Origin of the sequence: Microbispora sp. ZYX-F-249 (genome assembly GCF_039649665.1) — a bacterium.
In the GTDB taxonomy this organism is placed as follows: domain Bacteria; phylum Actinomycetota; class Actinomycetes; order Streptosporangiales; family Streptosporangiaceae; genus Microbispora; species Microbispora maris.
Window position 1 is genome coordinate 348,083 of record NZ_JBDJAW010000001.1, and the last position, 21,366, is coordinate 369,448.

Annotated in this window: 20 protein-coding genes, 1 tRNA gene and 1 other RNA gene; 7 read left to right on the top strand and 15 right to left on the bottom strand. The window is 71.9% G+C overall.

Annotation, left to right across the window (positions count from 1 at the left end):
- Window positions 1–12: 12 nt before the first annotated feature.
- Both AAH991_RS01530 and AAH991_RS01535 read left to right on the top strand, forming a co-directional pair.
- Complete coding sequence (locus AAH991_RS01530; RefSeq protein WP_346223660.1) at window positions 13–1,587, top strand: FAD-dependent oxidoreductase; 1,575 nt, start codon at window positions 13–15, stop codon at window positions 1,585–1,587.
- 136 nt (window positions 1,588–1,723) lie between these two features.
- Window positions 1,724–2,380, top strand: coding sequence for a GNAT family N-acetyltransferase (locus AAH991_RS01535; RefSeq protein ID WP_346223661.1), 657 nt, complete (start codon window positions 1,724–1,726; stop codon window positions 2,378–2,380).
- Between the two features lie 62 nt (window positions 2,381–2,442).
- On the opposite strand, the gene AAH991_RS01540 is transcribed toward AAH991_RS01535, so the two are convergent.
- Window positions 2,443–2,976, bottom strand: a complete 534-nt coding sequence (locus AAH991_RS01540) for a hypothetical protein (RefSeq protein WP_346223662.1) — start codon at window positions 2,974–2,976, stop codon at window positions 2,443–2,445.
- Between the two features lie 227 nt (window positions 2,977–3,203).
- Between AAH991_RS01540 and AAH991_RS01545 the strand changes: the two genes are divergently transcribed.
- The gene (locus AAH991_RS01545) at window positions 3,204–6,212 is read left to right on the top strand and encodes an AfsR/SARP family transcriptional regulator (RefSeq protein WP_346223663.1); all 3,009 of its coding nucleotides are present in this window, start codon (window positions 3,204–3,206) and stop codon (window positions 6,210–6,212) included.
- A 260-nt stretch (window positions 6,213–6,472) separates the two neighbouring features.
- On the opposite strand, the gene AAH991_RS01550 is transcribed toward AAH991_RS01545, so the two are convergent.
- Genes AAH991_RS01550 through AAH991_RS01560 form a run of 3 tightly spaced genes read right to left on the bottom strand, consistent with a single transcriptional unit; the run spans window position 6,473 to window position 9,069 of the window.
- Entirely contained in the window at window positions 6,473–7,951 is a 1,479-nt protein-coding gene (locus tag AAH991_RS01550) for a DUF7059 domain-containing protein (RefSeq protein WP_428833922.1), read from the bottom strand.
- The gene (locus AAH991_RS01555) at window positions 7,952–8,542 is read right to left on the bottom strand and encodes a TetR/AcrR family transcriptional regulator (RefSeq protein ID WP_346223665.1); all 591 of its coding nucleotides are present in this window, start codon (window positions 8,540–8,542) and stop codon (window positions 7,952–7,954) included. It lies immediately after the preceding gene.
- Window positions 8,539–9,069 carry a GNAT family N-acetyltransferase gene (locus AAH991_RS01560; RefSeq protein WP_346223666.1) on the bottom strand — a complete coding sequence of 177 codons (531 nt, stop codon included), beginning with the start codon at window positions 9,067–9,069 and terminating at the stop codon, window positions 8,539–8,541. The genes AAH991_RS01555 and AAH991_RS01560 overlap by 4 nt, the downstream gene beginning before the upstream one ends.
- 80 nt (window positions 9,070–9,149) lie before the next feature.
- Between AAH991_RS01560 and AAH991_RS01565 the strand changes: the two genes are divergently transcribed.
- From AAH991_RS01565 to AAH991_RS01575, 3 genes are all read left to right on the top strand, one after another.
- Entirely contained in the window at window positions 9,150–9,617 is a 468-nt protein-coding gene (locus AAH991_RS01565) for a winged helix-turn-helix transcriptional regulator (protein WP_346223667.1), read from the top strand.
- Window positions 9,618–9,666: 49 nt separating this feature from the next.
- Window positions 9,667–10,452, top strand: coding sequence for an SURF1 family cytochrome oxidase biogenesis protein (locus AAH991_RS01570; RefSeq protein WP_346223668.1), 786 nt, complete (start codon window positions 9,667–9,669; stop codon window positions 10,450–10,452).
- Between the two features lie 69 nt (window positions 10,453–10,521).
- Window positions 10,522–11,718, top strand: a complete 1,197-nt coding sequence (locus AAH991_RS01575) for an amidohydrolase family protein (RefSeq protein WP_346223669.1) — start codon at window positions 10,522–10,524, stop codon at window positions 11,716–11,718.
- Here AAH991_RS01575 and AAH991_RS01580 read toward each other — a convergent pair.
- From AAH991_RS01580 to ffs, 10 genes are all read right to left on the bottom strand, one after another.
- Entirely contained in the window at window positions 11,715–12,065 is a 351-nt protein-coding gene (locus AAH991_RS01580; protein WP_346223670.1) for a YkvA family protein, read from the bottom strand. The genes AAH991_RS01575 and AAH991_RS01580 overlap by 4 nt on opposite strands.
- Before the next feature lie 74 nt (window positions 12,066–12,139).
- Complete coding sequence (locus AAH991_RS01585) at window positions 12,140–13,090, bottom strand: LLM class F420-dependent oxidoreductase (protein WP_428833913.1); 951 nt, start codon at window positions 13,088–13,090, stop codon at window positions 12,140–12,142.
- Between the two features lie 58 nt (window positions 13,091–13,148).
- A complete protein-coding gene (locus tag AAH991_RS01590) occupies window positions 13,149–13,796 on the bottom strand; it encodes a TetR/AcrR family transcriptional regulator (RefSeq protein WP_346223671.1) in 648 nt (215 codons plus the stop codon).
- A 143-nt stretch (window positions 13,797–13,939) separates the two neighbouring features.
- Window positions 13,940–15,007, bottom strand: a complete 1,068-nt coding sequence (locus AAH991_RS01595; protein WP_346223672.1) for an aspartate-semialdehyde dehydrogenase — start codon at window positions 15,005–15,007, stop codon at window positions 13,940–13,942.
- The gene (locus AAH991_RS01600) at window positions 15,004–16,278 is read right to left on the bottom strand and encodes an aspartate kinase (protein ID WP_030508661.1); all 1,275 of its coding nucleotides are present in this window, start codon (window positions 16,276–16,278) and stop codon (window positions 15,004–15,006) included. The genes AAH991_RS01595 and AAH991_RS01600 overlap by 4 nt, the downstream gene beginning before the upstream one ends.
- Window positions 16,279–16,364: 86 nt before the next feature.
- Complete coding sequence (locus AAH991_RS01605; protein ID WP_346223673.1) at window positions 16,365–16,895, bottom strand: DUF5063 domain-containing protein; 531 nt, start codon at window positions 16,893–16,895, stop codon at window positions 16,365–16,367.
- Window positions 16,888–17,487, bottom strand: a complete 600-nt coding sequence (gene recR / locus AAH991_RS01610) for a recombination mediator RecR (protein ID WP_169983653.1) — start codon at window positions 17,485–17,487, stop codon at window positions 16,888–16,890. The genes AAH991_RS01605 and recR overlap by 8 nt, the downstream gene beginning before the upstream one ends.
- A gap of 3 nt (window positions 17,488–17,490) precedes the next feature.
- Window positions 17,491–17,841 (bottom strand): YbaB/EbfC family nucleoid-associated protein, encoded by a 351-nt coding sequence (locus AAH991_RS01615; protein ID WP_079320096.1) that lies wholly within the window; start codon window positions 17,839–17,841, stop codon window positions 17,491–17,493.
- A gap of 187 nt (window positions 17,842–18,028) precedes the next feature.
- Window positions 18,029–20,209, bottom strand: a complete 2,181-nt coding sequence (locus AAH991_RS01620; RefSeq protein WP_346223674.1) for a DNA polymerase III subunit gamma and tau — start codon at window positions 20,207–20,209, stop codon at window positions 18,029–18,031.
- 43 nt (window positions 20,210–20,252) lie between these two features.
- An RNA gene (gene ffs / locus AAH991_RS01625) (signal recognition particle sRNA small type) lies at window positions 20,253–20,348 on the bottom strand.
- 84 nt (window positions 20,349–20,432) lie between these two features.
- On the opposite strand from ffs, the gene AAH991_RS01630 reads away from it, so the two are divergent.
- Window positions 20,433–20,518, top strand: a tRNA-Ser gene (locus AAH991_RS01630).
- A 79-nt stretch (window positions 20,519–20,597) separates the two neighbouring features.
- Here the strand turns inward: AAH991_RS01630 and AAH991_RS01635 are convergent.
- Entirely contained in the window at window positions 20,598–21,323 is a 726-nt protein-coding gene (locus AAH991_RS01635) for an SDR family oxidoreductase (RefSeq protein ID WP_346223675.1), read from the bottom strand.
- Between the last annotated feature and the right edge of the window lie 43 nt (window positions 21,324–21,366).

Consider the following 21,366-nt stretch of genomic DNA (forward strand, 5'->3'; position numbering starts at 1 on the left):
CGGGGAGGACGAATGTCGTACGACGTGGTGGTGGTCGGCGGGGGGCCGGTCGGCCTGATGCTGGCCTGCGAGCTGCGGCTGGGCGGCGCGTCGGTCGTGGTGCTCGAACGGCTGACCGGGATCGACCAGACGATCAAGGCGGGCGCGCTCAACACGCCCAGTGTCGAGGCGCTCTACCGGCGCGGCCTGCTGCCGGCGCTCAAGGAGGCCCACGACCGGACGCTGGAGCTGATGGCCGCCTTCATGCGCGGGCGAGGCCCCGCGGAGGGATCACGCCGCGTCCCGCCCAGGTTCGCCGGTCACTTCGCCGGGATCATGCTGAGCGCGGAGCGACTGGACGCCCACGACCCGGATCTGTCCGGTCAGGGACCTGCCGCCGGGATCGGCCTGGTGTCCCAGCAGCAGCTCGAGCACATCCTCGCCGTACGCGCGGCCGAGCTGGGGGTCGAGGTGCGGCGCGGCACGGAGGTGACCGGCTTCACCGACGACGGTGAGGGGGTCACGGTCACCACGACCGGCGGCCCGGTGCACGGCCACTGGCTGGTGGGCTGTGACGGGGGCAGGAGCACGGTACGCAGGCTGGCCGGATTCCCGTTCCCCGGCACGGATCCGGAGATCACCGCCTACCAGGCCGTGGCGGAGATGGAGGGCACCGAACACCTGGGCGTCGGGTGGCACGCCACCCCGACAGGGGTCTACTCCCACGGACCGGTTCCGGGCCGCGTGCTCGTCGCGCGCTTCGACGGCGCCCCGCCCGGCAGGGACGGCAGGACCACGCCGGTGACGGCCCGGGAGCTGCAGGACGCCGTCAGGCACGTGACGGGCGCCGAGGTGGTCGTCAAGGAGATCAGGACGGCCACCCGGTTCACGGACAACGCCCGGCAGGCGGCGACCTACCGGCTCGGCCGGGTGCTGCTGGCCGGCGACGCCGCGCACGTCCACTCGCCCTTTGGCGGCCAGGGGCTGAACCTGGGGCTGGGCGACGCCGTGAACCTCGGCTGGAAGCTCGCGGCCGTCGTACGAGGGCGGGGGCCGGAGGCGCTCCTCGACACCTACACGCGGGAGCGGCACCCGATCGGCGCCTGGGTGCTCGACTGGACGCGCGCCCAGATCGCCCTCATGCGCCCCGACGCCCACGCCCGGGCGGCCCGGGCGGTGGTCGCCGACCTGATCGAGACGGTCACCGGCACGACCTACTTCGTCAAGAAGATCTCGGGTGTCCGGCAGCGCTACGACATGCCCGGCGCCGGAGAACACCCGCTGGTGGGGCGCAGCGTGCCCGACTACGAGTTCGAGGACGGCTCACGCGTCGCCGACCACCTCCACGAGGGCCGGGGCCTTCTCGTCAGCCAGGGCGAGATCGGGCTTGACGGCTACGACGACCGGGTCGCCACCATCACGACGGCCGTGCGCGACCCGCACGCTCCCGGCTCATTTCTCGTACGCCCGGACGGGTTCGTCGCCTGGGCGCGGGACCCGCGCGGAGCCGGCGGCGAGGGGCTCGAGACAGCCCTGGAGACCTGGTTCGGGCCGCCGCCGGACCCGCCCGCCGGACCGCGTGGATCACTGACCGAATCTTTACCCTGAGCGCTCGCCCCAGAACTCCCGATTCACCCGTCTGACCTGCGGTTTCTTACGGGGTCACCCCCCTTAACCAGACCCCCGCCAAGATGTCTCGTGTCATTTGGTATCGGCCGTGTTCGGCAGCCCCCATCATGTGCTCATGCCCGCTTTTGTCACCCTGTCCGGGCGCTCCGTGCGCCTGGAACCGCTCAGCCTCGCGGTGCTCGACGACCTCGTCGCCGCGGCGAGTGAAGACCGTTCGACATACGCCTTCACTCGGGTTCCCGCCGGCCGGGACGAGATGGTCTCCTACGTGGAGGCCGCCATGGCTGAGCAGGCGGAGGGCCGCACGATGCCCTTCGCCATCCGGTGGCTGCACACCGACCGCGTGGTCGGTGCCACCCGTCTGATGAACCTGGAGTACTGGCAGGGCCCGATGCCCTGGCCGCCGGGATCCAAGGGCGCGGTGGGCGAGGTCCCGTCCGTCGCGGACATCGGGTACACCTGGCTCGCCGCGTCGGCCCAGGGCACCGGTGTCAACAGGGAGAGCAAGTATCTGCTGCTCTCCCTGGCCTTCGAGACCTGGCAGGTGCACCGGATCACCCTCAAGGCAGACGTACGCAACACCCGATCCCGGGCCGCCATCGAGGCCCTCGGCGCACACCTCGACGGTGTGCGACGAGCGGACAGCCGAGGCGCCGACGACACGGTCCGAGATACCGCGTACTACTCGATCCTGAGTCCCGAGTGGCCGGCCGTACGCGAACGTCTTCGCGCGAGGCTGGGCATGATGGAAGCGGCGTCGGAAGCAGCGTGATCGTCCTGTAGGCAACAAAGCGGCCCGTCCCGGAAGGGACGGGCCGCGTCGTGCGGGGACGGTCAGACGTCGTAGCCGTACTCGTCCTCGTAGGCGTTGTAGATGTCGCGCCAGTAGCCGCACTTGACGGGCTGGCTGCTGTGCAGGCCGATCTGACAGACCTTCGCCTGGACCTGGGCGACGTCGTAGCGCCAGAAGTTGATGTTCTTGTAGCCGCCGGCGCCGCAGTACTTGTACGACTTGTAGCTGGAGGACCAGTCGTCCTCGTCGTCGTCCCAGGACGACACCCGGAACTTGATGTACGCGCACTTGCCGCCCTGCCCGTAGGTGCGGTTGTCGTTGTCGTACAGCTTGCCGGTGATGTGGACCCGGTTCGACTCCTCGTCGTTGTAGTTCACGTCGACGTAGCCCTTGGCCCTGGCGAGGTGGTTGGACGACCAGTAGGTGCCCCACCAGCCGTCGTAGTCCCAGTCGTCGTGGTGCGAGGAGGAGGCGGCGGAGGCGGGGGCGGCGTTGGCGGCCGTCGCGAGGGCCGGCAGCCCGAGGGCGGCGACGGTGGTGGCGGCGGCGAGACCGAGGGTGATGGAGCGTCGCATTTCGGTTCTCCTGTTCGAGGACGATCCCCCGATCGCGGGGTGCTGTCGGGGTTGCACCTCAGTGATAGGCCCGCCTGCCTGCAACTCGCTTTCAGTGATCACACCGTCGTTTGCAGGTTGCTTTCAAGCACCTGAACGCAGACTGAACCGGCGCGCCCGGTCCTACTGCCGTCGCGCTACACGATCTATCATTTGGTCGGAAATCTTGCCATTGGGAGACAGGTCACATGCCTGATCACGCCGCCGCGGACGGCCTGCGCTTCGCCGTGCTGGGACCCGTCCTGGCCTGGCGCGACGGCGACGAACTCGACCTCGGCACGCCCTTGCAACGCTCCATCCTCGCCATGCTCCTGCTGCGGGAGGGGCACCCGGTCACGCCCGACGAGATGATCGACGGCGTGTGGGGCGAGGACGCGCCCCCACGCGCGCTCGGCGCGCTGCGCACCTACGTCTCCCGCCTGCGCACCGTCCTGGAGCCGGACCGTTCCCCGAGGACGCCGCCGCGGCTGCTGACCTCGGTGGGCCGAGGGTACGCGCTGCGGCTCGACTCCGCTCACTCCGGCCCTGTCCGCTTCGACCTCGCCGTCTTCGAGCGTGAGTGCGCCGCCGCCGAGTCCGACCGCCGTACGGGCAAGTCCGGGGAGGCCGCCCGGCGGCTGCGCGGGGCCCTGCGCCTGTGGTCGGGCGAGCCGCTGACCGGCGCGGTCGGCCCGTACGCCGAGCACCAGCGCGACCGGCTGGCCGAGCGCCGGATGAGCGCGGTCGAGACGCTCATGGAGCTCGACCTGGAGCTGGGCCGCCACGCGGAGATCGTCTCCGAGCTGGTCGCGCTCGCCGCCGAACACCCGCTGCGCGAGCGGTTACGCGCCCAGCTCATGCTCGCCTACTACCGCTGCGGCAGGCAGGCCGAGGCGCTGTCGGTCTTCACCGAGACCCGGCAGGCGCTGGTGGAGGAGCTCGGCATCGAGCCCGGGGCCGAGCTGGCCGGCCTGCACCGGCGCATCCTCGCCGCCGATCCCACCCTCGCCCACACACCCCCTCCCGTACGGCTCTCGCATCCCGACGGCCACGATGACGCCGCGACGGCCGCGACCGCCCCCGCGATCGAGATGCCGAGGCCGGCGCAACTCCCGGCGGCGGTCTCCGACTTCACCGGACGCACCGGCCTGGTGCACCGGCTGCTCGCGCTGCTGCGCGGAGAGGGGGCGGGAGAGGGCGTGCCGATCGCGGCGATGTCGGGCATCGGCGGCGTGGGCAAGACGACGCTGGCCGTCCACGTGGCCCATCTCGCCGGGGACCTGTTCCCGGACGGCCAGCTCTACGCCGACCTGCGCGGATACGGCACCGAGCCCACCGCGCCCGAGACGGCGCTGGTCGCGTTCCTGCGCGCCCTCGGCATCCCGATGGACGTGATCCCCGACGGCCTGGCCGAGCGCTCCGCGCTGTTCCGTTCGCTGCTCGCCGAGCGCAGGATGCTGGTGCTGCTCGACAACGCCCGCGACGCCGAGCAGGTCGAGCACCTGCTGCCCGGCGCGCCCGGCTGCGCCGCGATCATCACCAGCAGGGGCAAGCTGGCCGATCTGCCCGCGGCCCGGCTCGTCGACCTGGATGTCATGGAGCCCGAGGAGGCGCTGTCGCTGCTCGCGGCGGTCGCGGGTCCCGAGAGGGTGGCGGCGGAACGGGCGGCCGCCATGGACGTGGTCGCCGCCTGCGGTTTCCTGCCGCTGGCCGTGCGCATCGTCGCCGCCAGGCTCGCCTCCCGCCCGTCGTGGACGGTGGCCTCGCTCGTCCCCAGGCTCGCCGACGAGCGCCGCCGCCTGGACGAGATGAAGATCGGCAACCTGGCGGTCTCGGCCACGTTCGCCCTCGGGTACGGCCAGCTGGACGCCCGGCAGGCGAGGGCGTTCCGGCTGCTGTCACTGCCGGCGGGCTCGGGCATCTCGGCCTTCGCGGCGGCGGCCGTGCTCGGCCTCACCCCGGCCGAGGCCGAGGACCTGATCGAGTCGCTGGTCGACGCCAGCCTGCTGGAGGCGCCCGCGCCGGGCCGCTACCGATTCCACGACCTGCTCAAGCTGTTCGCCCGGCGGCAGGCGGAGGACGCGGAGGAGCCCGAGGCCCGCGCGCTCGCCCTGCGGCGGCTGCTCGGCTTCTATCTGGCGTCGGCGGGCGCGGCCCACCGGCTGGCGTACGAGGGCAGCGCGATCGCCGACAACCTCAGCGACCTGGGCGTGCTCGGCCATTCCTTCTCCTCCGCGGACGAGGCCGTGGCCTGGTTGTCGGCCGAGGCGGAGGACATGTTCGGAGCCGTGGCCCAGGCGGCCGAGGCGCAGGAGTCGGGCGGGGACCTGCTCGCGGCGGCCGACCTGCTGCTGGCGCTGGAGCCGCTGCTGGAGTCGGGCACCAGCCAGCGTGACTTCGAGCAGCGCACCTCGGCCCTGCTGACGGCGACCCGCCGGACCGGCGAGCGGTGCGGCGAGATGCGCTGCCGCTACGTCCTCGGCCGGGTGCTGTTCGGCGCGAACCGCCTGGCCGAGGCCGAGTCGCACTTCCTCGCCGCGCGGACGCTCGGCGAGGAGACCGGCGACCACATCGTGCTGGGCGAGACGTGCAACGCGCTGGCGGTCGTCGCGGGCCGGCGGCGGCGTCACACCGAGGCGCTCGAATGGTTCGACCGGGCGACGGCGGTCTACCGGGAGGTGGGCAACCCGGCGGGCGAGGCGCTGGCGTCGTGCTACTCGGCCCGCGACCACCTGGGCCTCGGGCGGCCCGGCGACGCCATCGCCGCGGCCGAGCGCGGGCTCGCGGTCTTCACCGAGATCGGCAGCGGCGCGGGGGTGGCGCGGGCCCGCTACCACCTCGGCAACGTGCTGTCGCATGTCGGGCGGCTCAACGAAGCCGTCGTCCACCACGCCGAGTGCCTGGCCTTCTTCCGGGCGAGCAACCAGCGGGTCTGGGAGCAGCGGGTCTGCTACCGGCTGGCCGCCACCTTCATCGCCGCCGGGCGGTTCGCCGAGGCCGCCCGGCACGCCGAGCAGGCCCTGACCGTGAGCCGCGAGATCACCCACCCGTACGGCGAAGCGCAGTCACTGGCCGCCCTCGGCAAGGCCCTCGCGAGTCTCGGAGAGACCGGCCGGGGCAGGCAGGCCCTGGTCAAGGCCCTCGACATCTTCACCCGGCTCGGCTCGCCCGAGGCCGACGACATCCGGGCGCTCCTGCGCGAACAGGTCGAGACGTGAGTCGAGTCGCAGGTCGTCGTCGAGCCGGCTCATCCGGACATGGTTGATCACATCGATCACCGATTCCCAATCGTGGGGGCGTGAACCGCCCGGCCGGTCGCCCGTCGTCACTGGGACGCGCAGGGGGCCCGGATCCTTACCGGTGCGCCCCGTGACGACTCGCCGCCTCACGTCGGCGACCGGCCGGGCTTTCTGCGCGGGCTCCGAACCCCCCCGAAGCCCGCTCAGGACCACTGTCGGCCCGGCCGTTCAAACTCCGATCAACGTGGGCTTGCAACCCGGAGGAAGCCCTCGGAGATCAGGGAGCGCAGCACCGCGGGAGCGTCGCGCAGCACCGCGTCCGGGTCCTCGCCGGTCAGTTCGGCGATCGCGGCGAGCAGCGGCCGCGTGGGCAGGTCGCCGTCGCACACCCCGGCCAGGGCCGCCTCCACCGTCCCGACGGTGACCGTACGGCGCGCGCCCGAAGTCTGCCGCAGCACGATCCGGGAGGGGTCGTCGGCGCCGGGCTGCCCGACCCGCTCCTCCACCACCCCCTCGGCGGGCTTCAGGCGCGCGTCGAGCAGGTCCTCGTCGGACAACTCGTGGGCGGTGCGCGCCGCGCGCAGGACCTCCTCGACCAGCGCGCCGGACGGAGGCTCGACCGGCTGCGTCATCTCCTCCACCCGCACGAGCGGGCCGAGCGACCCGGAGTCGTGCAGGGCGATCCAGCCGAAGCCGACGCCGGTCACGTCCATCGACTCGAACCAGCCGAGCCACTCGTCGTAGCGCTCCCGGTAGGCCGACGTGCCGTGCTCCGCGGAGTCCCGCAGCCACAGCTCGACGTACTCGGCCGGGTCCTGCACGTCGCGCTGCACGGCCCAGCCGTCGCAGCCGGTCTCCGCGAGCCAGCCGCCCACCCTGTCCTGCCAGTCCTCGCCCTTGACGTGCAGCCAGTTGGCGAGGAAGCGCGCGTGCCCGCCCTGGGCGAGGTGCCGGGGCGTGCGCCGTACGAGGTCGCGGCAGAACTCGTCGCCCCGCCGTCCCGCCTCGCGGTAGGTGTACCTGGCCTCGGGCGCGATGACGAACGGGGGGTTGGACACCACGAGGTCGAACCGCTCGCCGTCCACGGGGTCGTACATCGAGCCCTCGCGCGCCTCGACGCCGGTCACGCCGGACAGGCCCCAGCTGAGGCGGGCCAGCCGCAGCGCCCTGCGGTTCACGTCGGTGGCGACGACGTCCTCCGCCCTGGGCGCCAGGTGCAGCACCTGCACGCCGCAGCCGGTGCCGAGGTCGAGCGCCCGCCCGACCGGCGCGGTCCAGCCGAGCTGGGCGAGGTTGGCCGAGGCCCCGCCCGCTCCCACCACGTGGTCGGGCCGCAGCGAGGGGTCGCCGGGCCGCACCTTGCGGTCGGACACCACGTACGCCGGGTCGCCCGTGCCGGTGTCCCACGGCTGGAGATGCACGGTGGCCTGCACGGAGTCGCCCAGGCGCACCAGCAGCCCGGCCTCGATGAGGTCCTGCAGCGGGAGGTCGGCGGCGGCCATGCTGACCGGGACGCCCAGCCACCACAGGCGGATCAGCGCGGCGAGGGGGTCGGCGTCCCTGGTGGCCCGCAGTGCGGGCACGACCTCCTCGCGGGCCAGGGCGGAGGCGGCCATGTCACCCAGCCGCTCACGCACGCCGTCGATCGTGTATCCGGTCTCCACGAACCTGTCGCGAAGCCGCCGGACCAGGTCAGAAGGGGCGTCCACAGATCGAATCTACGGCATCTTCAGGCTGTTCCAGGCGGCCTCGCCCAGCTCGCGGATCTCCTCCTGCGTGGGCTGGTGGGCGCCGCTGAACCACAGGCGGCACATCTCCTGCGCCGGGCCGAGCCACAGCACGTAGCACATGGTGGCGGGGACGGGACGGAGCACGCCGTCCTTCATGTGCGGCCGCCACCAGTCGGAGACCTGCCGGAAGAACTCGCGCCGCGACTCCGCGACCTCCGGGCCGCCGGGCTCGTTGCGCCGGGGCGGACGCTCGCTGATCAGCAGGCGGGCGCGCTCGGGGTGCTCGCCGCACCACGCCATGTGCATCGCGACGATCGCCTCGATGCCGGCGCGGGCGTCCTCGTGGCGGACGAGCTCGCCGACGAAGGCGTCCTGGTACATGTCGAGGATCTCGGCGTAGAGCACGCCGAAGACGTGTTCCTTGCTCGTGAAGTGGTGATAGAAGCTGCCGACGCTGACGCCGCTCTCCTGCCGGAGGCTGGCCAGGGTGGTGGCCGACACCCCGCTCTGGCTGAACCTGCGCAGGGCGCCCTCGATGATCCTGGCCCTGCCGTCCCGCGCGCTCTTCGCGTTCTTCACATAGTCAATGGTGAACCAACAGAACCTTGTTCTGCAAATGCGAGGCGCGCTTTGATCTCGACGGATGGGCCGTGTGTGACGATTGTGGCAGAGGGCCACGTCCTTCGCACCATCGCCAGCACCCGCCGGTTCTCGGTCATGACGTCCATGCCGGCGACGACCGCGCCGCGCACGGACGCCCGGCGCAGGAGGGTGCGCACGAGCCGCGAGCCGATGCCGAGGTTCTGCCACCGGTCGTCCACCACGACCGCGATCTCGGCCTCGACTCCGCCGTCGCCGTCGGCGAGGTGGCTCATCGCGTGCCCGATGACGGCGTCGCCGTGCAGCGCGAGCAGCGCGTCCCGCCTGTCGTCCCGCGCGACCATGGCGCGGACCAGGCTCGCGCTCGGCCGGCCCGGGCCGACGAAGAACCGGTTCGTCAGCGTGGCCCGCGACAGGCCCTGCAGGAAGAGCCGCACCCGCTCCTCGTCGTCGTCCGGGCACGCCGCACGGATGTCCACGACGGGTCTCGCCTGAGTTCCCAACATGGACTCAGCGTCCCCCGTCGCACCTGAGTCTGTCAACTAGACTTAGATGTCTGCGGGAGGTTGTGGTTACGATGCGCGACATGCGGCGTTATCGGGTGGACAACTGCTCCATCGAGCGAACCCTCGCCGTTCTGGGCGAGAAGTGGACCTTCCTCGTCCTCCGGGAGGCGTTCAACGGCATCCGGCGCTTCGCCGACCTGCAGACGCGCACCGGTGCGCCCCGGCAGGTGCTGAGCGCGCGGCTGTCGCGGCTCGTCGACGAGGGCCTGCTGCGCAAGGTGCCCTACCAGGAGCCCGGCCAGCGCCAGCGCGACGAGTACCGGCTCACCCAGAAGGGCCTCGACCTCTACCCGATCATGATCGCGCTCATGCACTGGGGTGACCGTTATGTGGCCGATCCCGAGGGACCGCCGGTCGTGGTGACCCACCGCGACTGCGGCGCGCCCGTCGCACTGCACCTCGTGTGCGAGGAGGGCCACGAAATCGGGGGTCCGCGCGAGGTGACCCCCCGCCCCGGCCCCGGCGCCCGGCTGAGCACCCCTGCTTGAGACACGTCCTGACAGCAGGACCGGTCGTGGCGCTGCCTAGGCTGGTGGCGTGTACCGGTTCCTCCTCACGCGCCGCTGGGTCGGGCTGCATCTGCTCGTGCTCGCGCTGATCCCCGCCTTCTTCTTCCTGGGCAAGTGGCAGTGGGGACGGTTCGAGGAGCGGTCGGCCACCAGCGCCCTGATCACCGCCAACCTCGGCGCCGCTCCCGTGCCGATCGACCGGCTGGGCCGGCCCGGCGCGACCGTGCCGGAGCGGGACAGGTACCGCATCGTCACCGCCACCGGCCGGTACGACCCCGCCCACGAGCTCGTGGTGCGCCGGCGCACCCTCAACACCCGGGTGGGGTTCTACGTGATCACCCCGCTCGTCACGCCGCAGGGCGCCGTGCTGGTGAACCGGGGCTGGGTCCCGGCCGGGGCGACCGCGGACGCCCCGCCGCGGGTGCCCGCGCCGCCCACCGGGGAGGTGACGGTCACCGGACGGCTCCGCCCGGCCGAGACCCGGGAGAACACCGGCATCAGGAACCGCTCCGGGCTGCCCGCCGGCCAGATCCTGCTGATCGACACGCCCGCCCTCGCCAAGGGCCTGCCGTACGGGGTCTTCGGGGGGTTCGTCGAGCTCACCGCGCAGACTCCCATGCCGGCCGAGGCGCCGGAGCTCCTGCCCCCGCCGGACGTCGGCGGCGGAGGCGGGCTCAACCTGGCCTACGCCGTGCAGTGGTGGCTGTTCATCGGCATCGCGGTGGGCGGCTGGGTGCTGCTGGTGCGCCGCGAGGCCCGCGACCTCCGGACGGAGCGGGAGTCACAGGGCGTGACCGTACGCGCCGCAAGGTGAGCGAACGGATACCAACCGGAGACCTCGCAGCTTGTACCGTGTTATCCCTTGGCCCTACCGTTTACTACCGTGACGACGCCGCTGCATACCGACCCAGAGCCGAGGCGGCGGGACTTCGTGATCATCTCGGTCGATGATCACCTGATCGAGCCGGCCGATCTCTTCGAGGACCGCCTCCCCGAGAAGTACAAGGACCTCGCGCCCAAGGTCGTGGAGACCGACTCGGGCCACCAGGTGTGGCGGTACGGTGGCGCCACCTATCCCTGCGCGGGGCTGGACGTGGGCGCGGGCCTGCCCAAGGAGCAGTGGACGCTCGATCCCGTCCGTTTCGAGGACATGCGGGCGGGCTGCTACGACATCGAGGCCCGGATCGACGACATGGACCGGGCCGGGATCTGGGCGGCCCTGTGCTTCCCCGGCATGCTCGCGAGCCAGGCCGGAGTGGCGTTCGGCCGCACCCGCGACCAGGATCTCGGGCTCGCGCTCGTGCGGGCCTGGAACGACTGGCACGTCGACGTGTGGGCCGGCACCTACCCCGAGCGCATGATCGCGCTGCAGCTTCCCTGGCTCCCCGATCCCGAGATCGCGGCGAAGGAGATCAGGGCCAACGCCGCACGCGGGTTCAAGGCCGTCGTGTTCCCCGAGTTCCCCACCCGGCTGCGGCTGCCGTCGATCCACAGCCGCCACTGGGACCCGTTCTTCGCCGCCTGCGAGGAGACGGGGACCGTGGTGTGCCTGCACACCGGCGCGTCCTCCTGGGCACCGGTGCCGTCGCCCGACACCCCGGTGGAGGCGATCACCACGCTGATCCCGGCCAGCGCGATGTTCGCCTGCGCCGACTGGCTGTGGTCGGGGGTGGCGCTGCGCTTCCCCAAGCTGCGCGTCCTCATCGTGGAGGGCGGCGTCGGGTGGCTGCCGATGCTGGCCGAGCGGGCCGACTACGCGCTCGACCACCCGGTCGCGGGCGAGCCGAGCTGGGAGGGCGGCCTGAAGCCCAGCGAGGTGCTGCGGCGCAACTTCTTCTTCGGCACGCTCGACGACAGCGCGCTGAGCTCGGTGCGGCTCGCCGTCGGCATGGAGCGGGTGATGCTGGAGACCGGCTACCCGCGCGCGGAGTCCACCTGGCCGGACACCCAGCGCGCGGTGGCCCGCAACCTCGGCAGCCTGCCTCCCGCCGACATCGCCAGGGTCTCGTACGGCAACGCCGCACGCCTGTTCGGCCACCCCCTGCCCTCGCGGGCCTGGCTGCGGCAGGAGCAGCTCTAACGACGGACCTTGCCGGTGTGGACGGGCCGGTCGCCGTGCTCCCAGTCGACGAACTGGCCGCTCTCGCCGAGCAGCGCGGTCGCCAGCCACAGGAACACGCCGAAGTCGTCGACGACGCCGATGCCCAGGAGGAAGTCGGGGACGACGTCGATCGGCGACACGATGTACGCCACGGCCATGCCGAGCATGGCGAGCTTGCCCTTGGTCATACCGGGGTAGTCGCCCTTGATCGCGGCGCGGAGCATCCGGGGCACGGCCCGGATGCGGGCCCCGAGCCCCGGCGAGCCGGGCTTGGAGACCTCGCGGTAGGCGCGCCAGGTGGCCGCCGCACGTCCTGCCTTCACCATGAGGACACCTCCAGGTGGATTCCCCTGCCCGCTTTGCCTTCCCGATAACGTCCGGCGGCGCTCCCCCGGTTCCGTCAGGAGCCCGGCGCGAGGTCCCGTACGGCCTGGGCCACGTCGCCGTGAGGCAGGGGGGCGAGCACGGGCGTGTCGAGCCCCGCGGCGACGTACTCCCGGACGCGGGCACGGCAGGTCGCCGCGTCGCCGTGCACGATCAGGTCGTCCACGACCTCGTCGGGGATCGCCGTGAGCGCGGCCTTGCGGTCCCCGGCCGCCCAGGCCTCCTGCATGGGCCGCAGCGCCTCACCCCGGCCGAGCCATTCATGGAAGGCCGCGTACACCGGCACGGTGAGGTAGGAGGCCAGCAGCCGGCGGCCGATCTCCCGCGCCTTCGCGGCGTCCTCGGTCACCACGACGAACAGCCGCGCGGTGAGCTCGGTCTCCGGCCCCAGCTCGGCCCGGACCTTCCGTACGTCCTGGGGCGACAACCAGTTGGTGATCGCGCCGTCGGCCTCGCGGGCGGCCAGGCGGAGCATGCCGGGGCGCAGCGCGGCCAGCACGATCTTCGGCGGCGTCGCGGGGGCCTTCTCCAGCCGGAAGCCCTTCACGGCGAAGGTCTCGTAGCTCTCGGTGACCTTCTCCCCCGCCAGCGCCGCGCGCAGGAAGCGCAGGGTGTCGCGGACCCGCGCGTACGGCTTGTCGAACTCGCCGGCGTTCCAGTTTCCCACGATGACCGGGGACGACGCGCCGATGCCCAGCACGAACCTGCCCGGGGCGACGTCGGCCAGCGTGGCCGCCGACATGGCCAGCAGGGCCGGGCCGCGGGTGTAGACGGGGACGATCGCGGTGCCCAGGCGCAGGGACGGCGCCCATTCGGCCGCCAGGGCCAGCGGGACGAACCCGTCCGTGCCGCCCACCTCGGCCGACCACGCGTCGGTGTAGCCCAGTGCGGGCAGCTCGGCGATGAGCTCCTTCGACTCGACCGGCGTCTGCCCGAAGAACGGAATCGTCATGCCCCAGCGGTCCACGGCCACCCCTTCCAAGGTCTCGCCCCGACCATACCAACCGGACGGTATGGCGTCGCGGTCACGCCCGGAGTTCGTGGACCACCTCGATGACCTCCCTGGCCACGCCCTTGATGCCGGGCAGATGCGACAAACCGACCAGACGGTCGACGAGCGGGACGACCCGGTCGATCAGCCGGTAGGTGCGCGCACACCCCGGCGAGTCGTCATGGACCCAGAACAGCACGACTCCCATCCACAGCAGCCACAGCAGTTCCGGAAGCTCCTCGCGCAGTTCGTCGTCCATGCGCCCGGCCGAACCCTCGACCACCTCCCGGTAGAGCGCGACGGCCGACTCGCGCGCGGGGGCGGACTCGGCGCTGAACGGGCTCAGGGGATTGCTGGGCTCCGCCGCGTGCTTGAAGAACTTCACCGCGAACTCGTGGTACGGCTCGGAGATCCGCACCCACTCCCGCAGCACGCCCCCGAGCCGTCCGGCGAAGGACCGCTCGGCGGCGAACACCTCGCGGCACGCCGCCTCGTGCGTCGCCTGCGCCCGGTCGTAGTACGCCTGGATCAGCTGCTCTTTGGACCTGAAGTAGTAGTAGGCGTTGCCCACCGACACGCCCGCCTCCGCGGCGATGGCGCGCATCGTGGTCGCCTCGTACCCCCGCTCCCTGAACAGCCGGAGGGCCGTCTCGACGATCAGCTCCCGTGTCTTCTCGGCCACGCTCGTCACTGTACGGGTCGGGCCCGCGTCCGGTCATGAACCGACAAGATGATCCACGCGTGGCGGCAAACCGCGCTACCGGCGCACGCGCGCCGACGGCGCGGCACTGTACCGCGCCGCGCCGTCAGAGGTGTGGGCAGACCTTACGCGAACTCGGTGGCGACCAGCGCCGCGATCTCGGCGGTGTTGAGCGCGGCGCCCTTGCGGAGGTTGTCGCCGCACAGGAACAGGTCGAGCGTGTTCGGGAAGTCGAGCGCCTGGCGGATCCGGCCGACGTACGTCGGGTCGGTGCCCACGACGTCCGCCGGGGTCGGAAACACGCCGTTCGCGGGGTCGTCGAGCACCACCACGGTCGGCGCGGCGTCCAGGAGCGCCCGGGCGCCCTCGACCGTGACCTCCCGCTCGAACGTCGCGTGGACGGCCAGCGAGTGGGTGGTCACCACCGGGACGCGGACGCAGGTCGCCGAGACCTTCAGGTCCGGGATGCCGAGGATCTTGCGCGACTCGTTGCGGACCTTGAGCTCCTCGGAGGTCCAGCCGCCGTCCTTGAGCGAGCCCGCCAGCGGCACCACGTTGAGCACCAGCGGGGCGGGGAACGGCGAGTCCGCCAGGTCGGGCACGGCCTTGCGCACGTCACCCGCGACGGTGCCCATCGTCCGGTCGCCGGCGACGGCCTCGATCTCGCTGTAGAGCCGCTCGGGCCCGGCCACCCCGGCCCCGGACACCGCCTGGTAGGAGGCCACGACCAGCTCGCGCAGGCCGTACTCGCGGTGCAGGGCGCCCATGGCGGCCATCATCGACAGCGTCGTGCAGTTGGGGTTCGAGATGATCCCCTTGGGCCGGTTGCGGGCCTGCTCGGGGTTGCACTCGGGCACCACGAGCGGCACGTCCGGGTCCATCCGGAAGGCGCCGGAGTTGTCCACGGCCACCGCGCCGCGCGAGGCGGCGATCGGCGCCCACTCGGCGGAGACCTCGTCCGGCACGTCGAACATCGCGATGTCGACGCCGTCGAACGCCTCCGGCGACAGCGCCCGGACGACGACGTCCTCGCCGCGCACGCTCAGCACCTTGCCCGCCGAGCGCGGCGAGGCGATCAGCCGGATCTCGCCGTACGCGTCGGACAGGTCGCGGCGGCTGGTCAGGATGTCGAGCATGACGGTGCCGACGGCACCGGTCGCGCCGACGACGGCGAGGGTGGGCTTGCGGCTCATCGTCCGGTACCTCCGTACACAACGGCCTCGACCTGGTCGGCGTCGAGGTCGAACGCGCGGTGGGCGGCGGCGACCGCGGTGTCCACCTCGTTCTGTCCCACGACGACGGAGATGCGGATCTCCGAGGTCGAGATCATCTCGATGTTCACCCCGGCGTCGGCCAGCGCGCCGAAGAACTTGGCGGTGACACCCGGGTGCGAGCGCATGCCCGCGCCGATCAGGGAGACCTTGCCGATCTGGTCGTCGTACAGCAGCGACTCGAACGCGACCTGGTTCTGGATCTTCTTCAGCGCCGTCAGGGCAGTCTGGCTGTCGTTGGCCGGCAGCGTGAAGGAGATGTCCGTGCGCCCGGTCGCCGCGGCCGACACGTTCTGCACGATCATGTCGATGTTGATCTCGGCGTCGGCCAGCGTGCGGAAGATGGCGGCGGCCTCTCCGACCTTGTCGGGCACCCCGACCACAGTGATCTTGGCCTCGCTCCGGTCGTGCGCGACCCCGGAGATGATGGGCTGCTCCACTTCGGTTCCTTCGCTGTAGGGGTCGGAGACGACCCAGGTGCCTTCCCTCGTGCTGAACGAGCTTCTGACGTGAATCGGCAGGTCGAACCTGCGGGCGTACTCCACGCAACGCAGGTGCAGGATCTTCGCCCCGCACGCCGCCATCTCCATGGCCTCGTCGTAGGAGATCCGCGGGATCTGCCGCGCCGTACGGACGATGCGGGGATCGGCGGTGTAGATGCCGTCCACGTCGGTGTAGATCTCGCAGACGTCCGCGCCGAGCGCCGCCGCGAGGGCGACGGCCGTGGTGTCGGAACCACCCCGGCCCAGCGTCGTGATGTCCTTGCTGTCCTGGGAGACGCCCTGGAACCCGGCCACGATCGCGATCTGACCGGCGTCGACGGCCTCCTGGATGCGGCTCGGCGTCACGTCGATGATGCGCGCCTTGCCGTGCGTCGAGTCGGTGATGACACCGGCCTGCGAGCCGGTGAAGCTGCGCGCCTCGTGACCCAGGTTGGCGATCGCCATCGCGAGCAGCGCCATGGAGATCCGCTCACCCGAGGTGAGCAGCATGTCGAGCTCGCGGCCGGGCGGCAGCGGCGACACCTGCTGGGCCAGGTCGAGCAGCTCGTCGGTGGTGTCGCCCATCGCGGACACCACGACGACGACGTCGTTGCCCGCTTTTTTCGTCGCGACGATCCGCTGGGCGACCCGCTTGATGCAGGACGCGTCGGCTACGGAGGAACCACCGTACTTTTGCACAACGAGCGCCACTGGAATCTCCAACGAATCAGGACGTGGAGCTCACAGTGTACTTGGACGTCCCAAACCGAGACCGGCAGCGACCAGCATGTGGACGGTCAGACCGCGGTGCCCTCTTCGACGACGTCGAGCCGGGTGTGCGCGACCAGCGCCTGCAGGGCCCGCAGCGCCGCACCGGCGTGGTTGCCCCAGGTGTTGAAGTAGGAGTACTGCCACCACCACAGCGCCTCGAGCGGACGGCCCGCCCGGTAGTGCCGCAGCCCGTGGATGAGGTCGGCCGCCACCGCCGTGAGGTCGTCCGACAGCCGGTACGGCGTGACGACGGTGTCCTTGTAGGGGTCGAACACCTCGGCGTAGTCGTCCACCGGGCCGAGCCGGGCGGCGAGAGCCGTACGGAGGGGGTCGATGTCGGGGTCGTCGCTCAGCGCGGGTTCGACGTTGCCCTGCAGGATCACGTCCTGGGCGGCCCCGAGCTGGGTGCCCGCGAGACTGACCTGGGCCACCTCCACCAGGAGAAGCGGCAGCGTCGCGTCGCCGCCCTCACCGCCGGCCAGGCGGGTGAGGCCGTCGATGAAGTTCTGCGCGTGTCCGGCGACGCGTGCGGCCAGGTCGTTCCACTCGTCAGACATCCAGCAGCCTCCGTCCTTCGAAAGCGCGGCCCAAAGTGACCTCGTCGGCGTACTCGAGATCACCGCCCACAGGCAGGCCGCTGGCCAGTCGGGTCACTTTCAATCCCAGGGGCTTGACGAGCCTGGCCAGGTAGGTGGCCGTCGCCTCGCCCTCGAGGTTCGGGTCGGTCGCGAGGATCAGCTCGGTCACCTGGCCGTCGGCCAGCCGGGTCATCAGCTCGCGGATCTTCAGGTCGTCCGGGCCGATGCCGTCGATCGGGCTGATCGCCCCGCCGAGCACGTGGTAGCGACCGCGGAACTCGCGGGTCCGCTCGATCGCCACCACGTCCTTCGACTCCTCGACCACGCAGATCACGTGCGGATCGCGCCGCTGGTCCCGGCAGATCCGGCACTCCTGCTCCTCGGCCACGTTGCCGCACACCCGGCAGAAGCGCACCTTCTCCTTCACTTCGAGCAGGGCGTGCGCGAGCCGCTTGACGTCGGCCGGGTCGGCCGCGAGGAGGTGGAACGCGATCCGCTGCGCGCTCTTGGGACCGACGCCGGGCAGCAGCCCGAGCTCGTCGATCAGGTTCTGGACGACCCCTTCGTACATGCTCTAGAACCCCGGCAGCTGACCGCCGAGGCCGCCCCCCAGTCCCTGCGCGAGCGGGCCCAGCTTCTCCTGCTGCAGCTCCCCCGCGGCGCGTACGGCGTCCCGAACGGCGGCGAGCACGAGGTCCGCGATCGTCTGCGCGGTCTCCTCCGGGTCGCTCGCGTCGATGGCCAGCGGGCTGATCTCGAGCTCGAGAAGCTCGCCGCTGCCGTTCACGGTGGCGACGACCAGGCCGCCCCCGGCGCTGCCCTCCACTTCGGCGTCGCTGAGCTCCTGCTGCGCGGTGACGAGCTGCTGCTGCATCAGCTGAGCCTGCTCCAGCAACTGCTGGAGGTTGACATCCCCTGGATTCACGATGGTTGCGCTCCTCAGCGTCCAGCGACATGTTCGTCGCGACCGAGCCTACGGTGTCGCCCCGGTTTCCGCACCGGCGCGGCGTGCGTGTTCCACGCGGGTCGCCGGCCTGTCGCGGGCGGACGGACACCGGTTACCCAACCAGTCTCCGTCCATGCGGCGGCCGTCCCTGCGGCGGGGAAGGCGCTCAGGAGTGATCGATCTCTTCGATGACGCGACCACCCAGCTCACGCTGGATCAGCGCCATGCCGGACAGCTCGCTCACGTCGGCGTCGTCGTCGTTGAGCGGGTCCACATCGTCGTCCGGACGTGCGGTCCCGCCCGTACGGGCCGGCACCGTCTCCGGCCAGGCCTGCCGGGGGCCCGTCTGGGCGGCGGCCCTGGCCGCCGAGCGCGCCGCGGCCAGGCCGGGACTCGGCGCGGACCGCGAGGCCGGTGACGGCGAGGACGGGGACGGGGAGGACGGGGACGGCGAGTCGTAGTCGTCGGACGGCGCGTCCGGCCACGACTCGTCGGTCGCCGCGGGCGCCGCGGCCTTCCGCTCCGGAGCCGGAGCGGGCGTGGCGCCCGTGGGCGGCATGGCCGCCGGAGCCGGCGTGGGCGGCGCGGCCGGTGCGGAGGGCTGAGCCGGGGGAGCCGGAGGAGGCGGCGCCGGCGTCTGCGGCGTCTGGGGCGCCGGCGGGCCCGACGGCCCGCGGGTGGCGGGACCGGCCGGGCCGGGTCCCGGGCCGCCGACCACCACGTCGACGCGCCAGGTGCCGCCGAGCACGTCGCCGAGCGCTGCGGCCACCACCTCGTCACGCTTGCCCTTGAGGAAGCCCTGCACGTCGCCAGGCTTCTCGAAGCCGACGGTGACGACGTTGCCCTCGACGCCGAGCAGCCTGCCCTGGGCGTTGAGGATCATCCAGGCCACCCGCTGGCGGTTCTTGATCGCTTCGAGCACCTGCGGCCAGGCCTGCTGCACCGGTCCTCCGCCCGCCGCGGGCGCCTGGGCCTGCGGCGCCTGCGAAGGCGGTGCGGCAGCCGACCCGGACCCGGGCCGTACGGGGGTGGGCCAGTCGTCCGCGCTCCGCGCGGCGGCCTGAACCTGCGGCGCGGGAGCCGGGGCGGGAGCCGGGGCCGCCGGAGCCGGGGCCGCCGGGGCCGTCGGCGCGGCCACTGCGGGGGCCGAAGGGGCCGCCGGTGCGGGCGCGGCGGTGTGGACACCGGCCGCGACGCCGCGCTCCAGCCGTTCGAGCCGCGTCAGCAGCGCCGCCTCGCCCTGGTCGGCCCCGGGCAGCAGCACGCGGGCACACATCAGTTCCAGCAGCAGGCGGGGTGAGGTCGCGCCGCGCATCTCGGTCAGTCCGGCGTTGAACACCTCGGCCGCCCGGGTCAGCTCGGCGGGGCCCATGGACGCCGCCTGCGCCTGGAGGCGCTCCAGTTCGTCGTCCGGCCGGTCGAGCAGGCCGCTGCCCGCCGCCTCGGGGACGTTGGACAGGATCACCAGGTCGCGGAAGCGTTCGAGCAGGTCCGTGGCGAAGCGGCGGGGGTCGTGACCGCCCTCGATCACCCGGTGCACGGCGTGGAACACGGCCGCGCCGTCCCGCTTGGCGAACGCGTCGACCACCTCGTCCAGCAGGTCGCCGTCGGTGTAGCCGAGCAGGGACACCGCCCGCTGGTAGGTGATGCCGGACTCGTCCGCGCCCGCGAGCAGCTGGTCGAGGATCGACAGCGTGTCCCGGGCCGAGCCCGCGCCCGCCCGTACGACCAGCGGTAACGCGGCCGGCTCGTACGGCACGGACTCGGAGTCGAGGATCTCCTCCATCAGCCGCTTCAAGGTGGCGGGCGGCATGAGCCGGAAGGGGTAGTGGTGGGTGCGGGACTTGATCGTCCCGATCACCTTCTCGGGCTCGGTGGTGGCGAAGACGAACTTGAGGTGCGGCGGCGGCTCCTCCACCAGCTTCAGCAGCGCGTTGAAGCCCTCACGGGTGACCATGTGGGCCTCGTCGATGATGTAGATCTTGTAGCGCGCCGAGACGGGGGCGAAGAAGGCCCGCTCACGCAGGTCGCGGGCGTCGTCCACGCCACCGTGGGACGCCGCGTCGATCTCGATCACGTCGAGGTGGCCCGGCCCGGTGGGGGCCAGCGCGACGCAGGACTCGCACTCGCCGCAGGGATCGGGCGTCGGACCCTTCTCGCAGTTCAGGGAGCGGGCGAGGATGCGGGCGCTGGAGGTCTTGCCGCAGCCGCGCGGGCCGCTGAAGAGATAGGCGTGGTGGATCCGGCCGCTGCGCAACGCCTGGCGCAGGGGGTCGGTGACGTGCTCCTGCCCCTTGACCTCGGCGAATGTCCCGGGTCTGTACTTGCGGTACAGCGCAAGACTCATGCCGCCTCCTCGGGGGGTCGACCCGGCCGGCGTTCCCGCTAACTGAAGAGACCCCTCGCACACCCGCCAGAGCCCGCTTATCCTTGCTGCCTTCCGGCCCTGGGGAGGTTCACAGGATGACGCCGCGCGAGGGGTCCTAGGACAGTCTAGCCACTCGACAGGTGTGCGCGGGCCGTGTCACGACACGTCGAAACCACGCGGGAAGTGAGCTAAGCTGTCCGACGGAGGATTCGCCTAGTTGGCCTAGGGCGCACGCTTGGAAAGCGTGTTGGGGGCAACCCCTCAGGAGTTCGAATCTCCTATCCTCCGCGCTTGGTTGAGCAGCAAGAACACGAAAGGCCCGGTCCATCCAACCGGGCCTTTCGTGTGTCCGGACCCCAGTCATGTGTCACCAGGGCACCGGACCGGCATCCTCGAAGAACCCGCCCGTCGGGCCGTCGTCGGGCAGGGTCGCGAGCCTGATCGCGATCGCCGCGCCCTGTTCGGGGGTGCGGACGCCGCGGAAACCGTTGAGGTCGGTCGCGCAGTAACCGGGGCAGGCGGCGTTGATCAGGATGTTCGTGTCGCGCAACTCCTTGGCGTACTGAACGGTGACGGCGTTGAGGAACGTCTTCGACGGCGCGTAGGCGACGGCGATCGGGCCCGTCTCGGCGCCGGGAGTGGTCTGCCGGGTGAGAGAACCGACGGCGCTGGACATGTTCACGATCCGCGGCGACGCCGAGCGGCGCAGCAGCGGCAGCATCGCGTTGGTGACGCGGATGACGCCGATCACGTTGGTCTCCACGGCGGCCCGCACCGCGGCGAGGTCGGCCGTGGTGGGCATCTGTGCCGCGCCGCCGGTTATCCCCGCGTTGTTGACGAGCACGTCGAGACGTCCCGCGCGCCCCTCGATCAGTGCGGCGGCGGCGGCCACGCTCGCGTCGTCGGTCACGTCGAGCGGCACGCCGAACGCGTCGACGCCCTCCGCGCGCAGCTTCTCCACCGCGGAATCCCGGCGCTCGTCGTCCCGGGCGCCGACGCCGACCCGCCAGCCGAGGGCGCCGAGGCCGGCCGCGATCTCGTATCCGATCCCCTTGTTCGCGCCGGTGACCAGCGCGATCGTCTGTTCGCTCATGCGTCTCATCCTGTCCGTGACCGCGCCGGAACCTCCAACACCG

Bases quoted from the DNA above. Each gene is read 5' to 3' on its own strand.
- AAH991_RS01530 (WP_346223660.1), top strand. From the start codon at position 13: ATGTCGTACGACGTGGTGGTGGTCGGCGGGGGGCCGGTCGGCCTGATG.
- AAH991_RS01535 (WP_346223661.1), top strand. From the start codon at position 1,724: ATGCCCGCTTTTGTCACCCTGTCCGGGCGCTCCGTGCGCCTGGAACCG.
- AAH991_RS01540 (WP_346223662.1), bottom strand. From the start codon at position 2,976: ATGCGACGCTCCATCACCCTCGGTCTCGCCGCCGCCACCACCGTCGCC.
- AAH991_RS01545 (WP_346223663.1), top strand. From the start codon at position 3,204: ATGCCTGATCACGCCGCCGCGGACGGCCTGCGCTTCGCCGTGCTGGGA.
- AAH991_RS01560 (WP_346223666.1), bottom strand. From the start codon at position 9,069: ATGTTGGGAACTCAGGCGAGACCCGTCGTGGACATCCGTGCGGCGTGC.
- AAH991_RS01565 (WP_346223667.1), top strand. From the start codon at position 9,150: ATGCGGCGTTATCGGGTGGACAACTGCTCCATCGAGCGAACCCTCGCC.
- AAH991_RS01580 (WP_346223670.1), bottom strand. From the start codon at position 12,065: ATGGTGAAGGCAGGACGTGCGGCGGCCACCTGGCGCGCCTACCGCGAG.
- AAH991_RS01595 (WP_346223672.1), bottom strand. From the start codon at position 15,007: ATGAGCCGCAAGCCCACCCTCGCCGTCGTCGGCGCGACCGGTGCCGTC.
- AAH991_RS01605 (WP_346223673.1), bottom strand. From the start codon at position 16,895: ATGTCTGACGAGTGGAACGACCTGGCCGCACGCGTCGCCGGACACGCG.
- recR (WP_169983653.1), bottom strand. From the start codon at position 17,487: ATGTACGAAGGGGTCGTCCAGAACCTGATCGACGAGCTCGGGCTGCTG.
- AAH991_RS01620 (WP_346223674.1), bottom strand. From the start codon at position 20,209: ATGAGTCTTGCGCTGTACCGCAAGTACAGACCCGGGACATTCGCCGAG.
- AAH991_RS01635 (WP_346223675.1), bottom strand. From the start codon at position 21,323: ATGAGCGAACAGACGATCGCGCTGGTCACCGGCGCGAACAAGGGGATC.